Source organism: Streptomyces sp. NPDC026575, from assembly GCF_055567415.1.
The window spans coordinates 53,664-74,563 of record NZ_JBVHQM010000038.1 but is presented as its reverse complement, the minus strand read 5'-3'; the positions used below and the strand labels follow the sequence as shown (position 1 = coordinate 74,563).

Genomic DNA, 20,900 nt, shown 5'->3' with positions numbered 1-20,900 from the left:
GGAATTCGCCCACCAACGCCGCTGGATCCGGTCGTCCCGCGTGAATTGCCGCTACCTCTTCGGCCAATGACATGGCGGTCCGGCCCCTCCCCCGAGCTGCAACCCACAACGGATGCAACCTACTTGGCGAGACCCTGACAGCGTTGGAGGACACGCCCACCGAGAAAGCCAGCCGATAACGGCGCTTGAGTGGCACCCTTGCCCGGCCTGTATCTCCGTCCCGGGTGAGACTACGACAGCTTCGCCGAGGCGTACTCAGCACTGAGGAGACCAGCCTCCTGAACGCCTACTACGAGCGGCCCGCGATGTTGCCCCTCACCGGGGACGTGGCCGGACGCCGAATCCTCGACGCCGGCTCCGGCCTGCTCTCCGCCGCACTGCGCGACCGCGGGGCCCTCCTCACTGGCATCGAGGCCAGTGCGGGAGGCTGGCGCGCTCTTGTGCTGTTGTGATGCCAGCGGGCAGTGGAGGTCAGGTGCCCTGGCCCAACGGTGGCTAGGTCTACGTCCCTCTATCACATGGAAGACACCTCAGCGGCTGCGTCGGCAAGCGCTTCCCTCAATGAGGCCGCTCGGCGGGCGAGCAGATGGCTCGTGATCGCGTTGATGTGACGGCCGTGAACGCGTACACCCGGAGCGGATCGAGGTCCAGTTCGTGCGGGCAATGCAGTCAGCGGCAATGGCCACGGCCACCGGCGGGACGCCTGTCCCGTGTCACCGAGTCGTCCCTGACGCGGCCGCTCTGACCTGCGACGAGGAATCTTGAGTGGCGAAGTGACCGTGAGCCGCGGGTGCCGCCGTTCGGCGATGCGGAGAGTTTTCGCCAGTGGATCTTGCTGGATCGTGAGGATGCTTGGCGAGTACTGCTGCGGCGAGTTCGATGGTGTCGGGATAGATCGCGGCGTGTGTGTAGGTATCGAGGTCGGTCGGGATGCCGCGTTGGTGATTGTGGGTCTGTAGTGCGAGGAGTCGGTATCTCCAGTGGTGTGGGACGGCGGCTGGGGAGGCCGGCCAGGGCGGGACGGCTTCGACCGCGGTTTGGTGGGCGAGGGTGAGTTGCTGAGGTGAGAAGCGGCGGAGGAGGCGGTTCGCCCGGTGTTGGGCGGTGGTGATCTCGGGGCCTATGGAGAGGTCGAGGTGGGGTTCTCCGAGATCGCTGAGCCAGATTCCGTGCCGTGTGCAGACCTTCTGGTGAATCGGCAGGTGGACGGGAACGGGCTCGCTGATGCCGAGACGGGCAGTGCACCGGTGGCAGGCGGTCGTGGCCCGGACAGGGCTTTCATCGGTGCCGAAGGCGGGGAGTGCGTGAGCCAGGCCGGCGGGAGTGGTGCTGGTGAGGTGAGCGAGTTCGTGCAGGGCCTGGGTGGCTGCGGGGGCGAGCATGTGGTGCTGGGCGCGGTCGTCGATGTTGTTGGTCTTCGTGGAGAACCAGGTGGGCAGTACTGCCAGTACCTCGGTGACGGTGAGGTGGTTGGCCTGGGCGATCCGGGCCAGGTAGGAGTTGAGGGTTTCTCCTGCGATCGGGGCGACTCGCTGTGGCAGCACCGGTGTCCGCTCGTGCCTGCGGGTGAGTGTGCGAGATATCCCGGATGGAACCTGGCGAGGCTCCTCCTGCGCATTGGTTTCCTGGCGGTCGGACGGGACCAGCAGGCGGTGTCGGCGCTTCAGTTCGCGATAGAGGGTTGCTCGGCTTCCCTGGAAGCCGAGATCGGCGACTTCTTTGAACAGAACGCTGGTCCGCAGGTGCGGATCTTCGGAGAGGCGCTGACGGCAGTAGCTGGCGAGGGGTTCGGTGAGCAGGCTTGGCCGTGGGGCCCGAATCCCTGGCGTTCTGCGGCCGTTGATGTAGTCGCGGACGGTTTGGTGGCTGTGGCCGATGTGGTCAGCGATGGCCTGCACCGGCCATCCAGCCGCGTGCAGGGTGAGGATCTTCTCGGCTCGTTCTCGGGGCAGCATGGGTATTGATCACGTGGCGGGTGGCCGTGGGGACTGGGAAGTGAAGTCGGCGTCGACGGCGTCGAGGCCCTTCTTGGTGATCTTCTCGGTGCCGTCCAGGACGGCGTTGATGGCGGCTCCGCGGATCAGCCAGAGCAGGCTTCCGATCATCCCGTGGGTGCGCTGGTGCAGGTAGCGGTCGAGTCTGGTGAGGGCACCGGGCCGGTGGCGGTGGAGCCTGAGGCTGTCCTCCAGGGCTGCGATCAGCGCGGCCCACTGCTGGTCCTGTCCGAACGGTCCGGTGCGGACCATGCCGAACCGGCCGGCGATCTGTTCTCCGCGAGGGCCGGAGAGCAGTCCGGTGCGTTCAAGGCTGATTCCGGCATAGACGAAGGTGGCCGGGATGCGTTCGGAGAAGTACTTGAGGGTGTCGGAGGCTTCGGCTCCGGCCCGTGTGGCGGTGTTGAGGTTGTGGAGTTCGTCGACCGCAACGAGGGCCACGTGGGCATCCGTACTGACGCCGCAGACCGCGTCGGCGATGTCGGTGATGTTGCTCCTGGTGGAGATCGGCAGGTCGAAGAACCGGGCGAACTCCATCGCGATCATCTTGGGGGTGGCGGCGGGTGGGACGGTGATGTAGATGACCGGGATGTCACCGGAGGAGTTCGGGTGACGGCGCCGGTGGATCACCTCGACGGTCTTGCCGAGTTGGGTGAGCGCGGTGGTCTTGCCGGTTCTGGCAGGGCCGGACACCAGCAGGCCGCATCGTCCGTAGTGGGCGTTCTTGTTCATCTGGATCAGGCGGCGACCTGAGGTGATCACCTGGCGGATCGTGGGAGTCTGGACCACCAGCAACCGTGAGTGGTGGTCGATGCGGTCATCGTCGTAGCAGGCTCGTTTGTCGTCCGCGAGACCCGACCAGATCGCCTCGGGCAGCAGTTCCGGCACTGCGGGTATCTCGGTGACGAACCCGCGCCAGCCCGGCAGGGTGGTCAGTTGCAGATGCCCGTACCCGTCTGTGGAATCCCCGCCCCGTCCCGGCTCCTGGCTCACCACCGCTTGTCTGCTTCGGTGAACGGGTCGAAGATCGGCATCGGTATCACCTTGGCGATGTTCTCCTCGGGAGTGTCGTCGGCCTGGTCCGCTTCGCCGTCGGCGACGCGGTCGGCAGGGGATGCCTCGGGCGCGATGGGAGTGGATGGCGGACTGGACTTGGTGCGTGCGGCGACTCGCCGGTCCCGTCGGTTGAGTCCGGCTCTGCTGCCCGCGCCACCGTTGTCAGCAGGTCCCTGATGGGCTCGTTGTAGCAGGTCGGCGACGGCATCGGCGAGTTGTTCCTCACTCGCTCCGGGCAGGGTGCGGCGGGTGTGGTCCCAAGCGAGTTCGCCGAACGGGGCGGCAACGCGGTGTAGTTGTTTCCAGAAGAGGGTGATCCAGCCGCCGTTCCAGTGGTCACGGACCCAGATGCGGGACACGTCGTAAGGGTCGTAATGGATCTCCCACAGATCCTTGTGGTCCTTGACGCCTGACCGCTGCTGCCGCAGAGGGTTGAGGGCCTCGTCGTCGTAGGTCCGGTGCTTGATCTTCACGCCGTAAGCGTTGATCGCCCGCCAGGTCGCGGGCAGCAACTCGATGTAGTCGTCAGCCGACAACGCGACCGGGACGTAGCCGGCTGTCTCGACGAGAGCGGCGTATTTCTCGTTCGGGCTGAACATCCGCCCCGGATGAAGCGGGTCGCGCAGTCCGTCGTGGGGCCGGCTCTGCCAGACCACGATCCACTCGTCCAGAAGTTCCTGAAGCTCCAGCAAGGACCAGAGAGGCTGTTGTTCGATGTGCCGACCGCGGCGTTCGGCGTTGAAGCCGGTGTAACCGGCCAGGAACTGGGCGAACAGAGTTCCGACGGACCCCAGCATCCGCTCGATGTGGCCCTTCTCCCAGCCCGATGCGTCGTGTACCGGCTGGAAGTTGATGCCGAGAAAGTTGCAGGAGGCGCGGAAGTTGCGGGAGATGAACACCTTCCCCTGGTCGACCACGATGGTTTCGGGGACGATGACCGGCCGGGCGGCGGCGTGCTCCATTCGAGCGTCGATGTCCAGCAGCCGCCTGAATGGCAACGCCGAGCGTGACATCGCCAAAGCCTGGGCCCAGCCGGGCCTCATCGGCTCGGGGGTGACGGTGCGGGCCAGCAATACGCTGGCGTCCACGGACTTGGTCGTCGGCCGCAGCGCTGCCGCGGTCAGGCTCCTGGTCGCGACATCGATCATGCCGGTCAGATCCACCCGGGCGGGGACCCCGTCGTCCAGGCGGACCAGCACGTCCAGCGGGGTGGAGTCCATCTGCATCAACTCACCCGGCGCCGTCGCGCTTCTGTCGCCGAACGGCCCGTCGGGGCGGTCCGCCAGCGACCGGCGGGTGCGGGCCGATCCGGTGGTGTGCTTGCCCGCCGACAACTTCTCCAGCAGCCGGTAGAGACTGCGCTGGGACGGCAGCTCCACCGCACCCCGGCCGTGATCCGCCTCCAGGATCTGACCGGTCTTCCAGAACAGGTAAGTCGCCGTCCGGGTGGAGTCCTGGGCAGCTTCGGCGACCGCCTTCTGCATCGCCTCAACCACCAGCGGGTCCACCCGGCCGTGCGCGCTGACGGGCTTGGCGGACCGATGGTCGGCCATCCCGACCACTCCGCGGGCCTCATAGCGGCGACGTCGCTTGGTGATCGCGCTCGCCGTCACCGGCCACCCCGCAGCCGTCAGTTCCGCTGCCTTGGCCTGCTCACGTCGGGTCAGCGACACCACCGCCGGGTCGTACTCCGGCTTCGGCCTCGTGCCGGCAGGCGCCTGCGGCGGAACCCCGCGCAACACCTCCACGATGTGCTGTTCCCACCACAACGCCTCCGCCACTACTGCCTCCGGCAAACCCTCCAACGGCGTCGCCGGGGGAACCGGTGTCCGCGACGACGCACGTACCACCTCGAAGTCCTCGGCCGCCGACAACTCGACCAGGCCGATGTCGGTGACCGCCCCCTCCGTGTCCGCCAGACGCACGGTCGTGCCGGACACCGCGATCACCGTGTGCAGGACCTCGGCCACTCGCACTCGATCACCGATGGACACCCCGACAGGCCGCCGCGGCCGACGTTCCGCGTTCACCATGAGCCCCCAACTGAACCAGCGGCCCGCACCAACGTGGCGGGGCCCAGCCGCTCATGCGTGAGATCGGCCACCAGTTCCTGCCGCCACATCAGATGAAACAGCGCGGGCAACACCGCTAGCCGATCCCCGACGTTCTCGGCTCCTGTCAGCAACGGCGTCGGCACTGCGAAGGTCTCCTGTAACCGGGCTGCCACCTCAGGTCTGCCGGCGCAGCGCGGATGCCGGTAGCGGGCCAGCCACCGCAGATTCGCCATCAGCGCAGGGTCCGGGGCGCCGACGTGCTCAAACTCCCAGCCGACCGCCGAACAGGCCAGTTCGGTGGCTGCGAACGCCTCGGCGGTCCGCTCGTCGACCTGGTCCTCGGCGCGGACATCGACCACGCGAGCACGGCCGTCACCGAGCCGTACGAAGTAGTCCGGGGCATGGCGTCGCTTCTCTTTCCCGGCATGCCAGTGCAGCCAGAACGGCTGCGAAGCGATCCCCACAACATCCGGATCGAAGTCCAACAGGATCAGCCGGTCCTGCTCCAGCCACGACTCGAACCCCACATGACGTCCAGTCGATGCGGCCCACCACCAGCCTGGGAAATGCCCGAGTCCGCGCGACCAGCGGAATGCCCGTACCGGAGTTGCCTCCTCCCACGCCAGCCCGTGGCACTGATCCAACGGGACAACCCGCTCGTGGCCTCCAGCACCGCCGAACCGGAGCGTGAACCCACCCCCAGCGATGTCATGCTCTAACGCACCCGCAGTGCTCACCCGGCCACCTCACCCCCAATCGAGGAAACCGTAGTGGCAACCAGCCGAGCTTGAGCAAGATTCAGTGACAAAGAGGAAGATCGACTGTCACAGGACAACGCCCTCTACGACACGGCCGCCTGTAGGACCGCGGCATGATCTCTCGCAGCGAAGGTTGAGTGTTCTCACCGAAGGTTGAGCGCCGAGTCGCGCGAAACCGAACGGACGAGGGTCGGGTGGAGCCTTGCGAGTCGCGGGAGGCTGCGGGTATGCCGGAGAACATGGTGAGCGGCGCTCCGTGTCTACTTCAGATCGCCCCTCAGGACACGATCGAGCGCCGCCCGGCCTGCGGGCCCCCATTCCGGCTTGCCACCAGGAAGGCCCCGGTCTCCGTTTTGGCCCATCGACATGAGGAACAGGCTTTTCAGAGCAGCCAGCCCGCGGGCGCGCCGGATCGTCGCCTCGTCCGCATGCGCGTATACGTCGAAGAACCGTGAGGCGGCGCCCGCAGGAAGGACGACCCATGCGGCCGCGAGATCCCGCGCCGGATCGCCGGCGAACATGTCACCGAAGTCGATCACGCCAGAGAGCGTCCCGTCCGAGACGACGACATTTGCGGGATGAAGGTCACCGTGCACCCATACCTGCGGGCCCTCCCACTCGGGCGCCGCTACGGCATCGTCCCAGACGGCCCGGACTTCGTCGGCAATGCTGCCGGGTGCAACGGCTCGAAAGAAGTGGTCGAAGCCGTCCGTGCACTTCTTGGGGTGAGCGCCGCGGTCCGAACCGGTCGGCGCCTCGGCGGGTGCCTCCTCGGAGGTGCCCGTACCTGCGGGGCGATGCCTGTTGGGCCTAAGGGCTGTCCCGTAATCCCTGGTGGATCAGCGGACGGCGTCAGATGCGGTGCATCGCAAGGCGGAGGGGCGTCCGGATACTGGGCGTATCCGGGCGTTCCGACAACGCGGCGAGGTGCCGTAGCTGTCGTCGTGCGCCCGCCAGGGATTGCGGGACAGCCCTTAGCCTCGCGCTTTCATGAAGCGGGCTGTCCGGTAGGTGATCAGAACAGCAGAAAGTCCTCTGACCAGCGAGAATAAGGTTGTCGAGGTCCTTGTTCCTGCCGTCGTCGGAGGCACTTTCCAGGTGAAGAAGCGTATCGGGCCCTATCCGCGTGTTCGCATCGAGGGCGTCGGTAGTGGAGTGGTCACGCAGGCTGGGTCGGTGCTGCTGGGCGAATCGGTCCGCAAGTCCGGTCTGGATACCGCGATATCGGCGGCACTGACGCCGTGACACAAGGCCCGTGCGGTGCACGAACCCGGCAAGATCCTTCTGGACATGGCCCCTTGCGATCGCGCTCGGCGGGGACTGCCTGGCCGACATCGCAGTGCTGCGTGCCGAGCCGGCCGTGTTCGGGCCGGTGGCCTCCGACCCGACAGTCTCCCGCCTCATCGGCTCCCTTGCCGCGGCCAGGTCACCGACGCCATCCACGAGGCCGTCCTCCGAAACGGTCCGCCGAAGAAATCGACGGACCGTAACGAAAGATCGAGGCCAATAGTCGGACTCCGACTCTGCCTTCGCTGCGAGCAGCCTTTGTCCGGTCTTGATTTTGTTCGGGTCAGGAATCTTGTTCCATGCTTGAAGCTGTTCGACTGTGGTCCCGAATCGTTGAGCAAGCGCCCACAGTGTGTCGCCCGTTCTGACGGTGTAGAAGTTCTCGTTTTCGTTCACATTTTCATGCCAGCTGCCTCGGCTGATCCTCGCCTGTTCGCGTGGATGGATGTGGTTGATTCATTCGGACAGCGGGTGCCCGTGGGCACTTGGCGCTGTATCTTATGCGGTCGGCAGTTTGGAGGATCGGTGCAGATCCTGGAGATTCCGGAGGACATCGGAGTACAGAAGACCCGACGCGGGCTGGGCTTTTGGGCGGCCTCACAGGCGATGCGGCAATCACGGTCGCTTGCCAGGCCGGCTCAGGTCGGATCCTCTGGGTTATCCATCGATCCTCCACGCTGCCGGCCGAGCAGGATGCAGCGATAACGATCCTCAGACATCCGTCAGTCGCATGAACTCACCGAGCCGCAAGGGCGTGAACATGCAGGGCAATGTGGATACGACTAACATACAAGCATGAATACATCCGGCTACGTTCCCTTCCCAGGTTCCGAGTGGTTCAAGAGTGAACCGAACAGCCCGATCATCTACATGATGGCGATGCGCCTAGTCGCAGAGGGATGCTCCGAATTCGGTCCGGCCGGCCCACCCTCGGCCCACCCTCTCAGTGGAAGTCATTGGACGACATATCACCGCGACTCCTACGCCATGTGGCAGCGGAAGCTCGGGTACCAGGGCGCGGACGCGGACGGCTGGCCGGGAGCAAAGTCTTGGGCCAAGCTCCGGGTTCCCTATTCGGAGTGACGGTCACTCAGCGTGCTGAGCTCCCGGAATGACTTCGAAGCACTAGGTGTATTGATCACGAGCGTTGTTAACAGTGCCGGGTCTTGATCATGGCGAAGACCTCCGGTGTGGTGGAGGTGTCTAGGCTCCACACCACACACGGAGGTCTTCGTGTCCCACCGTAATGCCCGACTGACCGTGTTCGGCAGGAGGCTGCTGGTTGAACGTGTCCGTTCGGGACGTCCGGTGGCCCATGTGGCCGCGGAGATGGGCGTCTCGCGGGTCACGGCTCACAAGTGGGTCCGCCGCTGGCGGGCCGAGGGCGAGGCGGGCTTGCACGACCGGTCCAGCCGGCCCCGGACGACACCGCACCGCACCCCGGCCGAAACCGAGACGCAGGTGTGCCAACTGCGACAGGCCCGCAAGCTCGGACCGGCCCGCATCGGCCCGATCCTGGGCATGCCCGCCTCCACCGTGCACCGCATCCTGACCCGCCACGGTCTGAACCGCCTGGCCTTCCTCGACCGGCCCACCGGGCAGGTCATCCGCCGCTACGAGCGAGACCGCCCCGGCGAACTGGTCCACGTCGACGTCAAGAAACTCGGCCGGATCCCCGACGGCGGCGGCCACAAGGTCCTCGGCCGCCAGGCCGGCCGCGTCACCCGCAGCAGCATGGGCTTCGACTACGTCCACTCCGCCGTCGACGACCACACCCGCCTCGCCTACAGCGAGATCCATGGTGACGAGAAAGCCGCCACCTGCGCGGTTTTCCTCGACAGGGCAGCCGCGTTCTTCCAGAGCATGGGCATCGACCGCATCGAACGTGTCCTGACCGACAACGCCTGGCCCTACCGCAAGAGCTTCGCCTGGCACCAGGCTCTGGCCCGCCTCGGCGCGACCGGCAAGCTCACCCGCGCCTACCGGCCGCAGACCAACGGCAAGGTCGAACGCTTCAACCGCACCCTGCTGGAGGAATGGGCCTACATCCGGCCATACACCAGCAACAACGAACGCACCGCAGCCCTGCCAGACTTCCTCCACACCTACAACCACCACCGCTGCCACACCGCACTCGCAGGCCAGCCACCCATCACCCGCGTGAACAACGCTGCGGGTCAATACAACTAGGGACTGTGTGAAGTTGTGATCAATCTTGGGTTCCATTCCCGCGCGGGGGTCGGAACCTGGACGCTGACGCGTAAGCAACTCACCGAGGGCCATATCCCGGACGGCTGCGCGAGCGACGAGTAAAGTCCGCTTGAACTGCTGCTCCCCTTGGCGTGTGCGTCAGGTGACAGGATCCATGAGGCGGGGAGGCCGAATACTTTCCTGTTCCAGGGAGACCTTGAGCTCGATGTCACGTGGTCCGGCCCCGCGCTACGGTTGGCCAGCGTGGGCAAGGCGGCGCTACGCCCAGGGAAAATCGGGTCCGTGTACGCCGATGTCAAGAGCGCCGGTGTCATCATTGACGGTAACGAAGAGCTCCGTGAAGACAGGCTGTTCCACGTAGGGGCCTCGATGCTTCTCGGCTACGTCAGTGTCGACCTGGTGACGTTCTCTGACGCTTGGACGCCATACGACCTCAAGGGCTGGGGCCAGTCCACTGTCTACGCGGCGAACGCGCCGCCGTTGTCCGCTGCCCTCCGTGATCTGTCGGAGGCACTCGAATCGGAGACCGACCCGGACGATCCCATGTATTTCGGCAAGCCTACCGAAACAGGCATCGACAACTATGTCGATGAAGACGGCGCCGCGTCCGATGTATGCGCAAGTTTCGAAATTCCTCGCCGGTACAACGACTTCAGGCATGCCCCTGGCTTCAGCCACATCGGCTATAAGCGTTCGGTGGACGGTGAGGTCCAGTACGTCCCCGTGCGCGACGAACACGGGTTGCTCGGGTCGGGTACCTCCGGGCCTCTGATGCGGAGAATGGCGGGAGCTTCGAACCACGAGACCTTGCCGACGAGGGGAAGCACAAGGCTTCGCTCTCGTGGCTGAAGCGGCTGATTCTGCGCACGACCGGGGATTGTCTCCCTCGCGAGCACTCGGACGAATTGGCTGGCTTCGGCAAGGACGACCAAGCCGAGCGTGATCCAGCTGGACATTCTGCGCGAGCTCGCGAGTGAAGACTGAGCTGACAATATACGAATAGGCGTCGGGTCAGCAGCGCGCAGCTCGGCACCGATCTGGCAGACATCGCCGTGCTCACGCACCAGGTTCTGGCCGGCACCTTTACAGGGACGCTGCCGGAGGTGGAGCACCTCGCCCGCAGGCTGCGAAGCGCCGGGATCGCTGCGGTGGCCGTGGGCCGTTGAGGCGCGGACGGTGACGCCGGCCCGGCCAGGTGTACGCCACGGCGCGGAGGGACCACTGGAGAGCCACAGCCCGCCGAGCGCGGAGGCGGCCTGGGCTGCGGTTTCCTCGTCGGCTGCCGTTATGTCGATGACCACCAGGCCCGGCTCGCTCAGGTGCTCCTCGGAGATGTTCATGACCGGGTGGACGCTCTCGCTGTCCCGGGAGTTCGCGCACGCGGCGCATGCCACTCGAAAGGGAGTGCCGCCCGACTTCGCGCCTCGTGAACGCGACGATGTGCGCAGGCACTCCGGTTGCTCAGTTGACGCACCCCTGTGTGATGGGTAGACCCGTGGAGCTGACGTTACCTCACTGGCCTGCCCATTGCTGATGGTGTCCGTGGCAGCGTGCACACCTGACGCTTCTGGCCAGGACGCGAAGCCGCCATCGTCGGCACCGAGCGCCGGCTCATCCGGGGCGAAGAAGGACGGCATGTCGCTGACAGAGGCGATAGGCCGGCTGAAGGTGGCGCGGGAATCGCGCACCGGCTACCAGCGGGACAAGTTTCACCTGTGGACCGACGCCGACCACGACGGCTGTGACACCCGCATTATCTGCACTCTTGATTCCAGAGACTTACGTGAACCAGCTGGCAGAGCCGAAGTCTAGCGAAATGCGGTGCCCAGAGGCACGTGAGGGACAAGAAGGCGTGGCGCGGTGAGGTTCGCAGGCAAGCCCTTGACCGGGAACTTCCCAACACGCTCCGAGGCTGGCTGAGACCCGTTGCTCGCGCGCACCACGAAGCCTCTGCTGGTCAGACGGGATCGGTGAACGAGATCGGCTTGCCGGTGGCGTGGGCATATGCGATCTCCCTGCTCGTGGACTCGCCGATATACCCGCCGGGGTTGACGACCAGAACCCGGTCAGCCAGGTCGATCTTGCGCAGGTGGAGGGCGTCCAGTGCGGTCTTCTGCTTGTTGGTGATCAACTCGTCCGCTTCGCCTGGCGCGACGACGATGGCACCTGCGAAGGTCAGATCACGGTTCGCCGCACGCATCTCGTCCACGAACCGAGTAGAGCCGCAGATGCAGACAATCTCAGGTCGGTCGGGCACGGCTCAGTCCTTCGGTCGAACGGGAAACCGTCAATGTGCACGATGACATCACAGACAGGCACACGAGCCAACAGTTTACGCAGCGAGATGGACACCACGCGGCTGCACCGCCGCAGGCGGGAGGCGTGGCCCGTACTGGGTATGGCGCTGCTCGACGGCGAAGTCTCGGGTGCACCCGGCTCACCAGCTTCCTTTAGCAACACCCTTTAAAGGGTGTTGCAGAACGTGGTCGGCTGGGCATTTTTCCTGTATGGGTGGGGTGTTGCGGGCTGAGCGGTTGTGGGTGGAGACGTTCACCGGGCTGCGGATGCGGCAGTTCGAGCGTCTGCTGAAGGTCGGCCGTGAACGAGGCGGGAACGGGCCTGGTGGTGGTCGTCCGTGGTGTCTGCCGCTGGCGGACCGGGTGCTGCTGGTGGCCGTCTACTACCGCACGAACCTCACCATGCGGCAGCTCGCGCCGCTGTTCGGCTGCTCGGCGGCCACCGTGTGCCGGATGATCCAGCGGCTGCGGCCGCTGCTGGCCATCGAGCCGGCCTCCCGCCCGGCCGATGCGGTCGAGCGGTTGTGGATCGTGGACGGAACGTTGATCCCGGCCCGTGACCGGAAGGTCGGCGCCTCCTCACGCAACTACCGGTTCTCCGCGAACGTGCAGGTCATCATCGACGCCGACACCAAGTTGGTGATCGCCGCGGCCAGGCCGGTCCCTGGCAACACCGCCGATGCGAAGGCCTGGCGGGACTCCGGTCTGACCGACCAGTGCCAGGGTGTGACGGTGCTGGGCGACGGCGCCTACATCAACACCGGGCTCGTCGTCCCGCATCGCAAACGCCCCGGACGAGCCCTGCTGCCCGGCGAGGAAGAAGACAACGCCGACCACCGCCGGGTCCGGGCCCGTGTCGAGCACGCCTTCGCCCGCATGAAGCACTACAAGATCCTTCGGGACTGCCGACAGCGCGGCAGCGGCCTCCATCACGCGGTCCAGGCCATCGCCCACATGCACAACCTCATCCTCGCCGCGTGATCAAACAGGCCGCGCCCCGCTCTGACCTGCCTGATCACAGCCTTCTGCAACACGCTTTAGTCCTTCGAGCCTGGGACTGCTCGGATCGTGCGGGTCAGTGCTCTGCGCACCGCAGTGACCTCATCTTCCAGTTCGGCCGTTCGGCGCTCCAGCCTGCCGGCGCGCTCCGTCTGCTCGGATAGCTCAGCGACCAGGAGGGCATTGTGGTTCTCCAAGCCCCTTATGCGAGAGACGAATTCGGCCCGTTGAGCATCGTCAACTTCCGCACCGAGCGCGAGTTGGACCCGTGCGCGGACCTTGGTGCCGATCACGTCGTCCAGCGAGAGAACCGGCCCGTACTCGGTGACCGTCGGCGGCGCCCAGAACGCCTCTTTGAGGACGTCGACCTCGCACTCCTCGCCCGTGCCGGGGTCGGTAGCGATGAGTCGGCCCGACAGTGGACTGGACTCGATGTGCCCGACGCGCCAGCCACGCTCGGCCAGGCCGTCGCCGACCGTGCGGATGATCTCGTCGATGGGGGCCGGGTTCTCGGTGGCCACGTCCAGGTCCTGGGAGAGCCGGTCGACCAGGCCGTGGGCCTGCACGGCGTACCCGCCGGTGATCACCAGGGGTAGGAGGTGCCGATAGCGAGGACGTCGGCCAGGAGCCGGCGGTGCAGAGCTGTCAGGTTCACGCAGCCGTCGCGGACGTCGCGGTGGCGAGCTCGGGGAAAGCGGCTTCCCACACATCCCGGATCGGGCGGCTAATCAGTGTCCGCAGCACGGGCCACTGCGCGAGGAGCAGGTCCCGGTTCAGGAAATCGATCAGGTCCTGGCGCTGCCCTTCCGCCAGGACGGTGCGGTACAGGCCCATCCGGGAGCGCGGCTGCTCCAGCCCGTAGGAGCGGCGGCCCGACCAGACCACGTGCAGCGGCAGGTCGACCGTGCCGTGGGCGGGACCGTTCAGGTCCTCCAGCTGCGCAGGCAGCCGCTTTGCGTACACAACAGCTCGAACGCATTCGGCACCGGCAACGAGGGGGACTGCGTGGTCATGCTCCCAGTATCGCCCGGTCCGCTGGGCGATTGCTACGTAGCGTCTGAGCTCCGCTGAGTTACCTGCTGAGGCGGGGCTGTCAGGATGCTGGACAGCTCCTGTTCCACGTCTCACCTCGTCTCACACATCTCTCACACACGAGAGCGCACGGGAGCGCACGGGAGCGCACGGGAGCACGCGAGAACCTCTGACCTGGACTTTCGCCGTCGCCACGGACCACAGCGGACCAAGTAAACATTGCATAGGCTAGCAGCATGGCCTACGAAATTCCGGTGACGCAAGCCCGAGCGGAGCTCGCCGATCTGATCAACCGCGTCGTCTACGGCGGTGAACGGGTGGTCGTCACCCGGCACGGCAAGCCGCTGGTGGCGCTGGTATCCGCCGCTGACCTGCAGCTTCTCGAAGAGCTGGGGCGGCGTGAGCAGGGTGCGGAGGAGGAGCAGGTGATCAGTACGGTCTCCACCGTCCGCCAGCTGCCGTCCGCTCCGGGCGAACGGCGGCGCTTCGGCATCGCCGCAGAACACCGCGACCCGGCCGCCGGGGATCGGCGGCCGGGTCGGGAGAGGTGACCGGTCGGTCGGCGCCGACCCTTTCAGGTGGGCGCTGACCGTGTGTCAGGAGGACCGGTTCAGGAGCTGAGCTCCCAGATGGCGTGCGCGATGGCGTCGGTGTTGTTGTCCAGCGCCTTCTCGTCGATGTTCTTCGAGGTGTCGCAGGACTGGTGGTAGCAGGCGTCGAACGCCTTGCCCGCCTCGCCGCCCCAGTTCTTCGCCTGCTCCTCGGTCTTGATGTAGTCCGCGCCGGAGAAGAGGCCGCCGACCGGGACGCCCGCGTCCTTGAAGGCTGCGTGGTCCGACCTGCCGTCGCCCTCGGTCTCCTTCTCGGTGGCGAGGTTCTTGGTGGCGAAGAAGTCCTTGAAGACCTTCTCCAGGCGGGTGTCGTCGTCGTAGACGAAGTAGCCCGGGTTCGGCGAGCCGATCATGTCGAAGTTCAGATACGAGTCGAGCTTCGACTTGCCCGCGCCGAGGGTGTCGACGTAGTGGCGCGAGCCGACCATGCCGTCCTCCTCGTCGCCCCACCAGGCGAACCGCAGGTGCTTGGTGGGCTTGAGGTCCGCCTTGGCGACCGCGAGCGCGACCTCCAGGATTCCGGCCGAGCCGGAACCGTTGTCGTTGATGCCGGGGCCCGCGTCGACCGAGTCCAGGTGGGCGCCGGCCATCACGGTCTTGCCCTCGTCGCCGCCGGGCCAGTCGGCGACCAGGTTGTAGCCCTTGGCGCCGTTGTTGTCGAACTCCTGGACCTCGGTGGTAAAGCCGGCCTTGTCCAGCTTGCCCTTGACGTAGTCGATGGACGCCTTGTAGCCCGGCTGTCCGTGGGCGCGGTTGCCGCCGTTGGCGTCGGCGATCGACTGAAGCTGGCCCAGGTCGGCCTGGACGGCCTTGACGTCGATGTCGGGGGCCGCCGCCGGCGCGGGGTCGGCGTGGGCGCCGGCCGCGACGAAGAGGGTGGCGGCCAGGGCCGTGGCGGTGCCGGTGGCCAGCGCGACCCGACGTATTCGTACAGAACGAGACACTGTGAGGCTCCGATACTGGTGTGGGGGGTTGGTGCGGAGCGTTTTGACGCGCACATGAGGATCGCGATCACCGTGAAGATCGTCAAGAGCGCATATCGGACAGGTGTGTTCGCGGAGCGGAGTGTGTCTCTTTTGCGGTGATGGTGGGGAATTGGGGGTGTGGCGGGGGGCCTGTTTCGCGTGGCGGAGGCGCCTTCGGGGTGCGGAATTCGCCACTCGATCCCGCGTACGGTCGAGGGGAGCGCGGCCCTTGCCGCGATCGCGGGGCAGCGGTTGCCGCGCCGTAACGGGCGCGAAGACCTGGTGTTACGCGGGGCCGTGCAACGAGGCGCTGACGTGTCGCTGGTTGTAACGTCGCCGAAATCCCGCCGAACTAGCCTCCGGGTGTGGGGCGCTTGATGGCCAAGTGCTGGAAGTCGGTTTGCTCCTCCTTTAAATGCTGCGTGGTACACCTAACCCCTGGGTGTGCTCACGCCCGTGACCTGGGCATACGCGTCCGGGCGGGAAGACTGTGAGGTGGAACGTATGCAACTGACCCCGCATGAACAGGAACGCCTGATGATTCATGTGGCGGCAGACGTGGCTGAAAAGCGCCGTTCCCGGGGGTTGAAACTCAACCACCCGGAGTCGATCGCGCTGCTGACTGTGCACATCCTCGAAGGGGCCCGGGACGGCCGCACCGTCGCCGAGCTGATGTCCTCCGGCCGCAAGGTCCTCACCCGCGACGAGGTGATGGAGGGCGTGCCCGAGATGATCCACGATGTGCAGGTCGAGGCCACCTTCCCGGACGGCACCAAGCTCGTCACCGTTCACGAACCCATCAACTGACGGCGAGGGCACAGCAGATGATCCCGGGACAGATCCTCCACGCCGACGAGCCGGTGCGCCTGAACGAAGGGCTCCCCCTCACCCGCCTGACGGTTCTCAACGCGGCCGACCGCCCCGTGCAGGTCGGCTCCCACTACCACTTCGCCGAGGCCAACCCCGGCCTCGACTTCGACCGCGCGGCCGCGCACGGCAAGCGGCTGAACGTCGCGGCCGGCTCCGCCGTGCGCTTCGAGCCTGGCATTCCCACCGAGGTCGAACTCGTGCCCATCGGGGGCAAGCGGATCGTCGAGGGCCTGCGGGGCGAGACCGGAGGCACTCTCGATGGCTGAACTGACCCGCCAGGCGTACGCCGACCTCTTCGGCCCGACCGCCGGCGACCGGATCCGGCTGGCCGACACCGACCTGGTCATCGAGATCACCGAGGACCGTTCGGGCGGGCCCGGACGGGCCGGCGACGAGGCGGTCTTCGGCGGCGGCAAGGTGATCCGCGAGTCGATGGGCCAGTCCCGCGCCACCCGCGCCGAGGGCACCCCCGACACCGTGATCACCGGGGCCGTGGTGCTCGACCACTGGGGCATCGTCAAGGCCGACGTCGGCGTCCGCGACGGCAGGATCGTCGCGCTCGGCAAGGCCGGCAACCCCGACACGATGGACGGCGTCCACCCCGACCTCGTCATCGGCCCCGAGACCGAGGTCATCGCCGGCAACGGCAAGATCCTCACGGCCGGCGCCATCGACACCCACGTCCACTTCATCTGCCCCCAGCAGGCGGACGAGGCGCTGGCCTCCGGTGTCACCACGATGGTCGGCGGCGGCACCGGGCCGGCCGAGGGGAGCAAGGCCACCACGATCACCCCGGGCGCCTGGCACATCGCCCGGATGTTCGAGTCGATGGACTCGCTGCCCGTCAACGTCGGACTGCTCGGCAAGGGCAACACCACGTCCCTGGCCTCGATGCGCGACCAGCTACGGGCCGGCATCCTCGGCTTCAAGATCCACGAGGACTGGGGGGCCACCCCGGCCGTCATCGACGCCTGTCTGAACATCTGCGAGGAGAGCGGCGCCCAGCTCGCGATCCACACCGACACCCTCAACGAGGCCGGATTCCTCGGCGACACCCTCGCCGCCATCGCCGGCCGCTCGATCCACGCCTTCCATGTCGAAGGCGCCGGCGGCGGCCACGCCCCCGACATGATCGCCATGGTGTCCGAGCCGAACGTGCTGCCCGCGTCCACCAACCCCACCCGGCCGCACACCGTCAACACCGTCGAGGAGCACCTCGACATGCTGATGGTCTGCCACCACCTCAACCCCGCCGTCCCCGAGGACCTGGCTTTCGCCGAATCCCGGATCCGGCCCTCCACCATCGCGGCCGAGGACATCCTGCACGACCTCGGCGCCATCTCGATCATGTCCTCCGACGCCCAGGCCATGGGCCGGATCGGCGAGGTCGTGATGCGCACCTGGCAGACCGCGCATGTGATGAAGCGGCGCCGTGGCACCCTGCCCGGCGACGGCGGCGCGGACAACCACCGGGCCCGCCGCTATGTCGCCAAGTACACCATCAACGCGGCCATCGCCCAGGGCATCGACCATCTCGTCGGCTCCGTCGAGGACGGCAAGCTCGCCGACCTCGTGCTGTGGGACCCGGCGTTCTTCGGCGTCAAGCCGCAGCTCGTCATCAAGGGCGGCCAGATCGCCTATGCGCAGATGGGCGACGCCAACGCCTCCATCCCCACCCCGCAGCCGATCCTGCCCCGCCCGATGTTCGGCGCCACCGGCCGGGCCCCGGGCAGCAACTCGGTCAACTTCGTCTCCCAGCAGGCGATCGAGGACGGCATCGCCGAGCGCCTCGCGCTGGCCAAGCCGTACGAGGCGATCCGCAGCACCCGGGGCGTCACCAAGGCGCACATGCGCAACAACGACGCCCTGCCGCGCGTCCAGGTCGACCCCGACCGCTTCACGGTGACCATCGACGGCGAAGTGGTCGAACCCGCTCCCGCCGCCGAACTCCCCATGGCCCAGCGGTACTTCCTCTTCTGAGCGCCGCCATGAACGCACCCGAACAGGACATCCGCAACACACCGGAGCGGCGCCGATGAGCCGGGCGGCGCTGCTGATCCTCGCCGACGGACGGTTCCCGGCCGGTGGGCACGCCCACTCCGGCGGCGCCGAACCGGCCGTCACAGCGGGACGCATCAAGGACGCCGCGAGCCTTGCGAGCTTCTGCCGGGGGCGGCTGCACACCGCGGGCCTGGTCGCGGCGGCGCTGTCCGCCGCGGCGGCCGCGGGATGCGACCCGCTCGCGCTGGACGACGCGGCCGACGCCCGTACACCGGTGCCCGCCCTGCGGACCACGGCCCGCAAGCTGGGGCGGCAGATGATGCGGGCCGCCCGCGCCACCTGGCCGTCACCCGAACTGGACGCACTGGCCGCGGCCCGGCCGCGGGGCGCCCACCAGCCCGTCGTGCTCGGGCTGGCCGCGCGGTCGGCGGGGCTGGAGCCGCTGGACGCCGCGTACGCGGTGGCGTACGAGAACGTCAGCGGCCCGGCCACCGCGGCCGTCCGGCTGCTGAGCCTGGACCCCTTCGACGCCACCGCGGTGCTCGCCCAGCTGGCCGCCGACCTCGACCAGGTCGCCGGCCGGGCGGCCGAGGCGGCTCGGCGGGTGCCCACCGAAGGGGTCGACGCGCTGCCCGCCGCCTCCGCGCCCCTGCTGGACATCACCGCCCAGCAGCACGCCGCCTGGCCGGTACGCCTCTTCGCCTCCTGAACGCCACCCGCCACAACAGACCCTGCCCCCGACCCCTCACCAAGCCCCGGAGCCCGTATGCACCTCGACCACAAGGACACGTTCCCCGAGCGGTACACCTACAGCGCCGCCGACCCGGTACGCGCCGACGGAACGCGCCGCGCCCTGCGCCTCGGCCTCGGCGGCCCGGTGGGCACCGGCAAGACCGCGACCGTCGCCGCGCTGTGCCGCGCGCTGCGCGACGAGCTGTCCATCGCCGTCGTGACCAACGACATCTACACCCGCGAGGACGCCGAGTTCCTGCTCCGCGAGGCGGTGCTGCCCGCCGAGCGCATCACGGCCGTCGAGACCGGCGCCTGCCCGCACACCGCCATCCGCGACGACATCTCCGCCAACCTCGAAGCCGTCGAGGACCTGGAGGAGGCGGTCGGCCCCCTCGACCTCGTCCTGGTCGAATCCGGCGGTGACAATCTCACCGCCACCTTCTCCAAGGGACTGGTCGACGCCCAGATCTTCGTCATCGACGTGGCCGGCGGCGACGACATCCCCCGCAAGGGCGGCCCCGGCGTCACCACCGCCGACCTCCTCGTCATCAACAAGACCGACCTCGCGCCCTACGTCGGCGTCGACCTGGAAGGCATGGCCCGCGACGCCAAGGCCCAGCGCGGCGAACTGCCCGTCGCGTTCACGGCACTGAAGTCGCCGAACGGCGTGAAGCCCGTGTCGGACTGGGTCCGCGCCCGGCTGGCGGAGTGGACCGCGGGCCCGGCATGACCCTCGCGCTCCCCCAGCAGGCGGTGCCGCCGCGGCCCACCGCGGTCCCGGCAGCCGGTCTGCGCGCCACCGCCCGGATCGTCGCGCGGGCGGACACCGCGTCGGGCACCACCCGGCTGCCGGTCCTCGACGGCGACGGACCGCTCGCGCTGCGCCGCATCCGCGCACACGGCGATCAGGCCCGGGTCTGCGTCGTCGGCGCCATGAGCGCACCGCTCGGCGGCGACCGGCTGCGCATCGAGGCCACGGCCGAGGCGGGCAGCGCACTGCACATCACGGCCGCCGCGGCGACCGTCGCGCTGCCCGGCCGCACCGGCGAACCGGCCACCTACGACGTGCATCTGACGGTGGGCGACGGCGCACGGCTCGACTGGCTGCCCGAGCCGCTGATCTCCGCCGCGGGCAGCGATCTGCGGATGACCACGACCGTCGAACTGGCCCCCACCGCCCGCCTGGTGCTCCGCGAGGAGCAGGTCCTGGGACGCAGCGGCGAGCAGACCGGGACGCTGCGCAGCCGGCTCACCGTGCGCCGTGCCGGCCGAACCTTGCTCGACCAGGAGACCGCGTACGGGCCCGGGGTCCCCGGCTGGGACACCCCGGCCGTACTGGGCGGCCACCGGGCCGTCGGTCAACTCCTGGTGGTGGACCAGCAGGGGGAGTCCGGGCCGCCCGAGGTACTGCTCCTCGGGGCGGCGGCGGGCGAGCGGTCCACCGACGGCGCGGGCCAGGGGGTCCTGGCGCCGCTCGCCGGTGGCGCGGTGCTGGCCACGGCCCTCGCCCCGGACGCGCTACGGCTGCGGCGCCTGCTGGACGAGGCCGCCCACGGCGCCGCCGCCGGGTGAGGCTCACACCTCCAGGTCGGCCTCCAGCCGGGCGAGGCGGTGGCGGGCCAGCGCGAGATTGGCGCGCTTGCGGTCCAGCACCAGATAGAGGAAGAGGCCGCTGCCGCCCTTGCCGGTGACCGGCCGGATGATGTGGTACTGGGCGGTCAGGGTGATGAGCATGTCCTCGATGGAGCCCTGGAGTTCCAGCATCTCCATGGTGCGCATCTTCGCGCGGACGACGTCGGTGTTGCCGGCCGCGGCGATATTGAGGTCCAGGGCCAGGTTGTCGCCGAGGGTGGCCAGCGCCATACCGCTGGTGTAGTCGACCAGGGCGACGCCTATGGCGCCTTCGATGGTCGACATGGCATCGGCGAGGGCGGATTCCATCTGAGCCATGAGGGGAGTGACCTTTCCGTTCTTTGAAGGTGTTGCCGCGTTGTGCGTGGTGAGTCGATTGCCTGTTGTGTGGTGCGTGCTGC

Annotated in this window: 20 protein-coding genes and 5 pseudogenes; 14 read left to right on the top strand and 11 right to left on the bottom strand. The window is 67.7% G+C overall.

The window, feature by feature from the left end; all coding sequences use genetic code 11:
* Window positions 1-185 precede the first annotated feature (185 nt).
* A pseudogene (locus ACZ4NB_RS35205) lies at window positions 186-425 on the top strand (SAM-dependent methyltransferase); the annotation flags it as partial.
* 288 nt (window positions 426-713) lie between these two features.
* On the opposite strand, the gene ACZ4NB_RS35200 reads toward ACZ4NB_RS35205, so the two are convergent.
* From ACZ4NB_RS35200 to ACZ4NB_RS35180, 5 genes and pseudogenes are all read right to left on the bottom strand, one after another.
* On the bottom strand, window positions 714-1,955 hold the full coding sequence (locus tag ACZ4NB_RS35200) for a TniQ family protein (protein WP_467667103.1): 1,242 nt from the start codon (window positions 1,953-1,955) through the stop codon (window positions 714-716).
* A gap of 9 nt (window positions 1,956-1,964) precedes the next feature.
* Window positions 1,965-2,987 carry a TniB family NTP-binding protein gene (locus tag ACZ4NB_RS35195; protein WP_467667102.1) on the bottom strand — a complete coding sequence of 341 codons (1,023 nt, stop codon included), beginning with the start codon at window positions 2,985-2,987 and terminating at the stop codon, window positions 1,965-1,967.
* Window positions 2,984-5,083: a Mu transposase C-terminal domain-containing protein gene (locus tag ACZ4NB_RS35190; RefSeq protein ID WP_467667101.1), complete on the bottom strand. Its 2,100-nt coding sequence runs from the start codon at window positions 5,081-5,083 to the stop codon at window positions 2,984-2,986. The genes ACZ4NB_RS35195 and ACZ4NB_RS35190 overlap by 4 nt, the downstream gene beginning before the upstream one ends.
* Window positions 5,077-5,748, bottom strand: coding sequence for a TnsA-like heteromeric transposase endonuclease subunit (locus ACZ4NB_RS35185; protein ID WP_467667108.1), 672 nt, complete (start codon window positions 5,746-5,748; stop codon window positions 5,077-5,079). The genes ACZ4NB_RS35190 and ACZ4NB_RS35185 overlap by 7 nt, the downstream gene beginning before the upstream one ends.
* A gap of 374 nt (window positions 5,749-6,122) precedes the next feature.
* A pseudogene (locus ACZ4NB_RS35180) lies at window positions 6,123-6,632 on the bottom strand (phosphotransferase); the annotation flags it as partial.
* Window positions 6,633-6,960: 328 nt separating this feature from the next.
* Between ACZ4NB_RS35180 and ACZ4NB_RS35175 the strand changes: the two are divergent.
* The 4 genes and pseudogenes from ACZ4NB_RS35175 to ACZ4NB_RS35160 all read left to right on the top strand — a co-directional run.
* Window positions 6,961-7,282: pseudogene (locus ACZ4NB_RS35175) on the top strand (transposase); the annotation flags it as partial.
* A gap of 662 nt (window positions 7,283-7,944) precedes the next feature.
* The gene (locus tag ACZ4NB_RS35170; protein WP_467667100.1) at window positions 7,945-8,232 is read left to right on the top strand and encodes a peptidoglycan-binding protein; all 288 of its coding nucleotides are present in this window, start codon (window positions 7,945-7,947) and stop codon (window positions 8,230-8,232) included.
* Between the two features lie 150 nt (window positions 8,233-8,382).
* Entirely contained in the window at window positions 8,383-9,339 is a 957-nt protein-coding gene (locus ACZ4NB_RS35165; protein ID WP_467667099.1) for an IS481 family transposase, read from the top strand.
* A 303-nt stretch (window positions 9,340-9,642) separates the two neighbouring features.
* Complete coding sequence (locus ACZ4NB_RS35160) at window positions 9,643-10,209, top strand: hypothetical protein (protein ID WP_467667110.1); 567 nt, start codon at window positions 9,643-9,645, stop codon at window positions 10,207-10,209.
* Window positions 10,210-10,538: 329 nt separating this feature from the next.
* On the opposite strand, the pseudogene ACZ4NB_RS35155 reads toward ACZ4NB_RS35160, so the two are convergent.
* A pseudogene (locus ACZ4NB_RS35155) lies at window positions 10,539-10,700 on the bottom strand (DUF6207 family protein); the annotation flags it as partial.
* 295 nt (window positions 10,701-10,995) lie between these two features.
* Between ACZ4NB_RS35155 and ACZ4NB_RS35150 the strand changes: the two are divergent.
* Window positions 10,996-11,172: a hypothetical protein gene (locus ACZ4NB_RS35150; protein WP_467667098.1), complete on the top strand. Its 177-nt coding sequence runs from the start codon at window positions 10,996-10,998 to the stop codon at window positions 11,170-11,172.
* Window positions 11,173-11,317: 145 nt separating this feature from the next.
* Here ACZ4NB_RS35150 and ACZ4NB_RS35145 read toward each other — a convergent pair whose 3' ends face one another.
* Window positions 11,318-11,560 carry a hypothetical protein gene (locus tag ACZ4NB_RS35145; protein WP_467667107.1) on the bottom strand — a complete coding sequence of 81 codons (243 nt, stop codon included), beginning with the start codon at window positions 11,558-11,560 and terminating at the stop codon, window positions 11,318-11,320.
* A 307-nt stretch (window positions 11,561-11,867) separates the two neighbouring features.
* On the opposite strand from ACZ4NB_RS35145, the gene ACZ4NB_RS35140 reads away from it, so the two are divergent.
* The gene (locus tag ACZ4NB_RS35140) at window positions 11,868-12,638 is read left to right on the top strand and encodes a transposase family protein (protein ID WP_467667097.1); all 771 of its coding nucleotides are present in this window, start codon (window positions 11,868-11,870) and stop codon (window positions 12,636-12,638) included.
* 283 nt (window positions 12,639-12,921) lie between these two features.
* On the opposite strand, the pseudogene ACZ4NB_RS35135 reads toward ACZ4NB_RS35140, so the two are convergent.
* Window positions 12,922-13,311: pseudogene (locus ACZ4NB_RS35135) on the bottom strand (nucleotidyl transferase AbiEii/AbiGii toxin family protein); the annotation flags it as partial.
* The gene (locus ACZ4NB_RS35130; RefSeq protein WP_467667096.1) at window positions 13,308-13,619 is read right to left on the bottom strand and encodes a hypothetical protein; all 312 of its coding nucleotides are present in this window, start codon (window positions 13,617-13,619) and stop codon (window positions 13,308-13,310) included. The gene ACZ4NB_RS35130 and the pseudogene ACZ4NB_RS35135, both read right to left, overlap by 4 nt.
* Before the next feature lie 305 nt (window positions 13,620-13,924).
* On the opposite strand from ACZ4NB_RS35130, the gene ACZ4NB_RS35125 reads away from it, so the two are divergent.
* Window positions 13,925-14,239, top strand: a complete 315-nt coding sequence (locus tag ACZ4NB_RS35125) for a type II toxin-antitoxin system Phd/YefM family antitoxin (protein ID WP_393500857.1) — start codon at window positions 13,925-13,927, stop codon at window positions 14,237-14,239.
* Between the two features lie 59 nt (window positions 14,240-14,298).
* Here the strand turns inward: ACZ4NB_RS35125 and ACZ4NB_RS35120 are convergent, their stop codons facing one another.
* Window positions 14,299-15,243 carry a M28 family metallopeptidase gene (locus ACZ4NB_RS35120; RefSeq protein ID WP_467667095.1) on the bottom strand — a complete coding sequence of 315 codons (945 nt, stop codon included), beginning with the start codon at window positions 15,241-15,243 and terminating at the stop codon, window positions 14,299-14,301.
* A gap of 525 nt (window positions 15,244-15,768) precedes the next feature.
* On the opposite strand from ACZ4NB_RS35120, the gene ACZ4NB_RS35115 reads away from it, so the two are divergent.
* From ACZ4NB_RS35115 to ACZ4NB_RS35090, 6 genes are read left to right on the top strand one after another with little or no spacing between them, the layout of a single operon-like run.
* Window positions 15,769-16,071 (top strand): urease subunit gamma, encoded by a 303-nt coding sequence (locus ACZ4NB_RS35115; RefSeq protein WP_360957481.1) that lies wholly within the window; start codon window positions 15,769-15,771, stop codon window positions 16,069-16,071.
* Window positions 16,072-16,088: 17 nt separating this feature from the next.
* Complete coding sequence (locus ACZ4NB_RS35110) at window positions 16,089-16,400, top strand: urease subunit beta (RefSeq protein ID WP_430975740.1); 312 nt, start codon at window positions 16,089-16,091, stop codon at window positions 16,398-16,400.
* Window positions 16,393-18,114: an urease subunit alpha gene (locus tag ACZ4NB_RS35105; RefSeq protein WP_467667094.1), complete on the top strand. Its 1,722-nt coding sequence runs from the start codon at window positions 16,393-16,395 to the stop codon at window positions 18,112-18,114. Before ACZ4NB_RS35110 ends, ACZ4NB_RS35105 begins: the two co-directional genes overlap by 8 nt.
* A gap of 55 nt (window positions 18,115-18,169) precedes the next feature.
* Window positions 18,170-18,844: an urease accessory protein UreF gene (locus ACZ4NB_RS35100; RefSeq protein WP_467667093.1), complete on the top strand. Its 675-nt coding sequence runs from the start codon at window positions 18,170-18,172 to the stop codon at window positions 18,842-18,844.
* A gap of 57 nt (window positions 18,845-18,901) precedes the next feature.
* Window positions 18,902-19,597, top strand: a complete 696-nt coding sequence (gene ureG, locus ACZ4NB_RS35095) for an urease accessory protein UreG (RefSeq protein ID WP_384489647.1) — start codon at window positions 18,902-18,904, stop codon at window positions 19,595-19,597.
* Window positions 19,594-20,439: an urease accessory protein UreD gene (locus tag ACZ4NB_RS35090; RefSeq protein WP_467667092.1), complete on the top strand. Its 846-nt coding sequence runs from the start codon at window positions 19,594-19,596 to the stop codon at window positions 20,437-20,439. Before ureG ends, ACZ4NB_RS35090 begins: the two co-directional genes overlap by 4 nt.
* Window positions 20,440-20,442: 3 nt before the next feature.
* On the opposite strand, the gene ACZ4NB_RS35085 is transcribed toward ACZ4NB_RS35090, so the two are convergent.
* Window positions 20,443-20,817, bottom strand: a complete 375-nt coding sequence (locus ACZ4NB_RS35085; RefSeq protein WP_384434844.1) for a roadblock/LC7 domain-containing protein — start codon at window positions 20,815-20,817, stop codon at window positions 20,443-20,445.
* Window positions 20,818-20,900 lie beyond the last annotated feature (83 nt).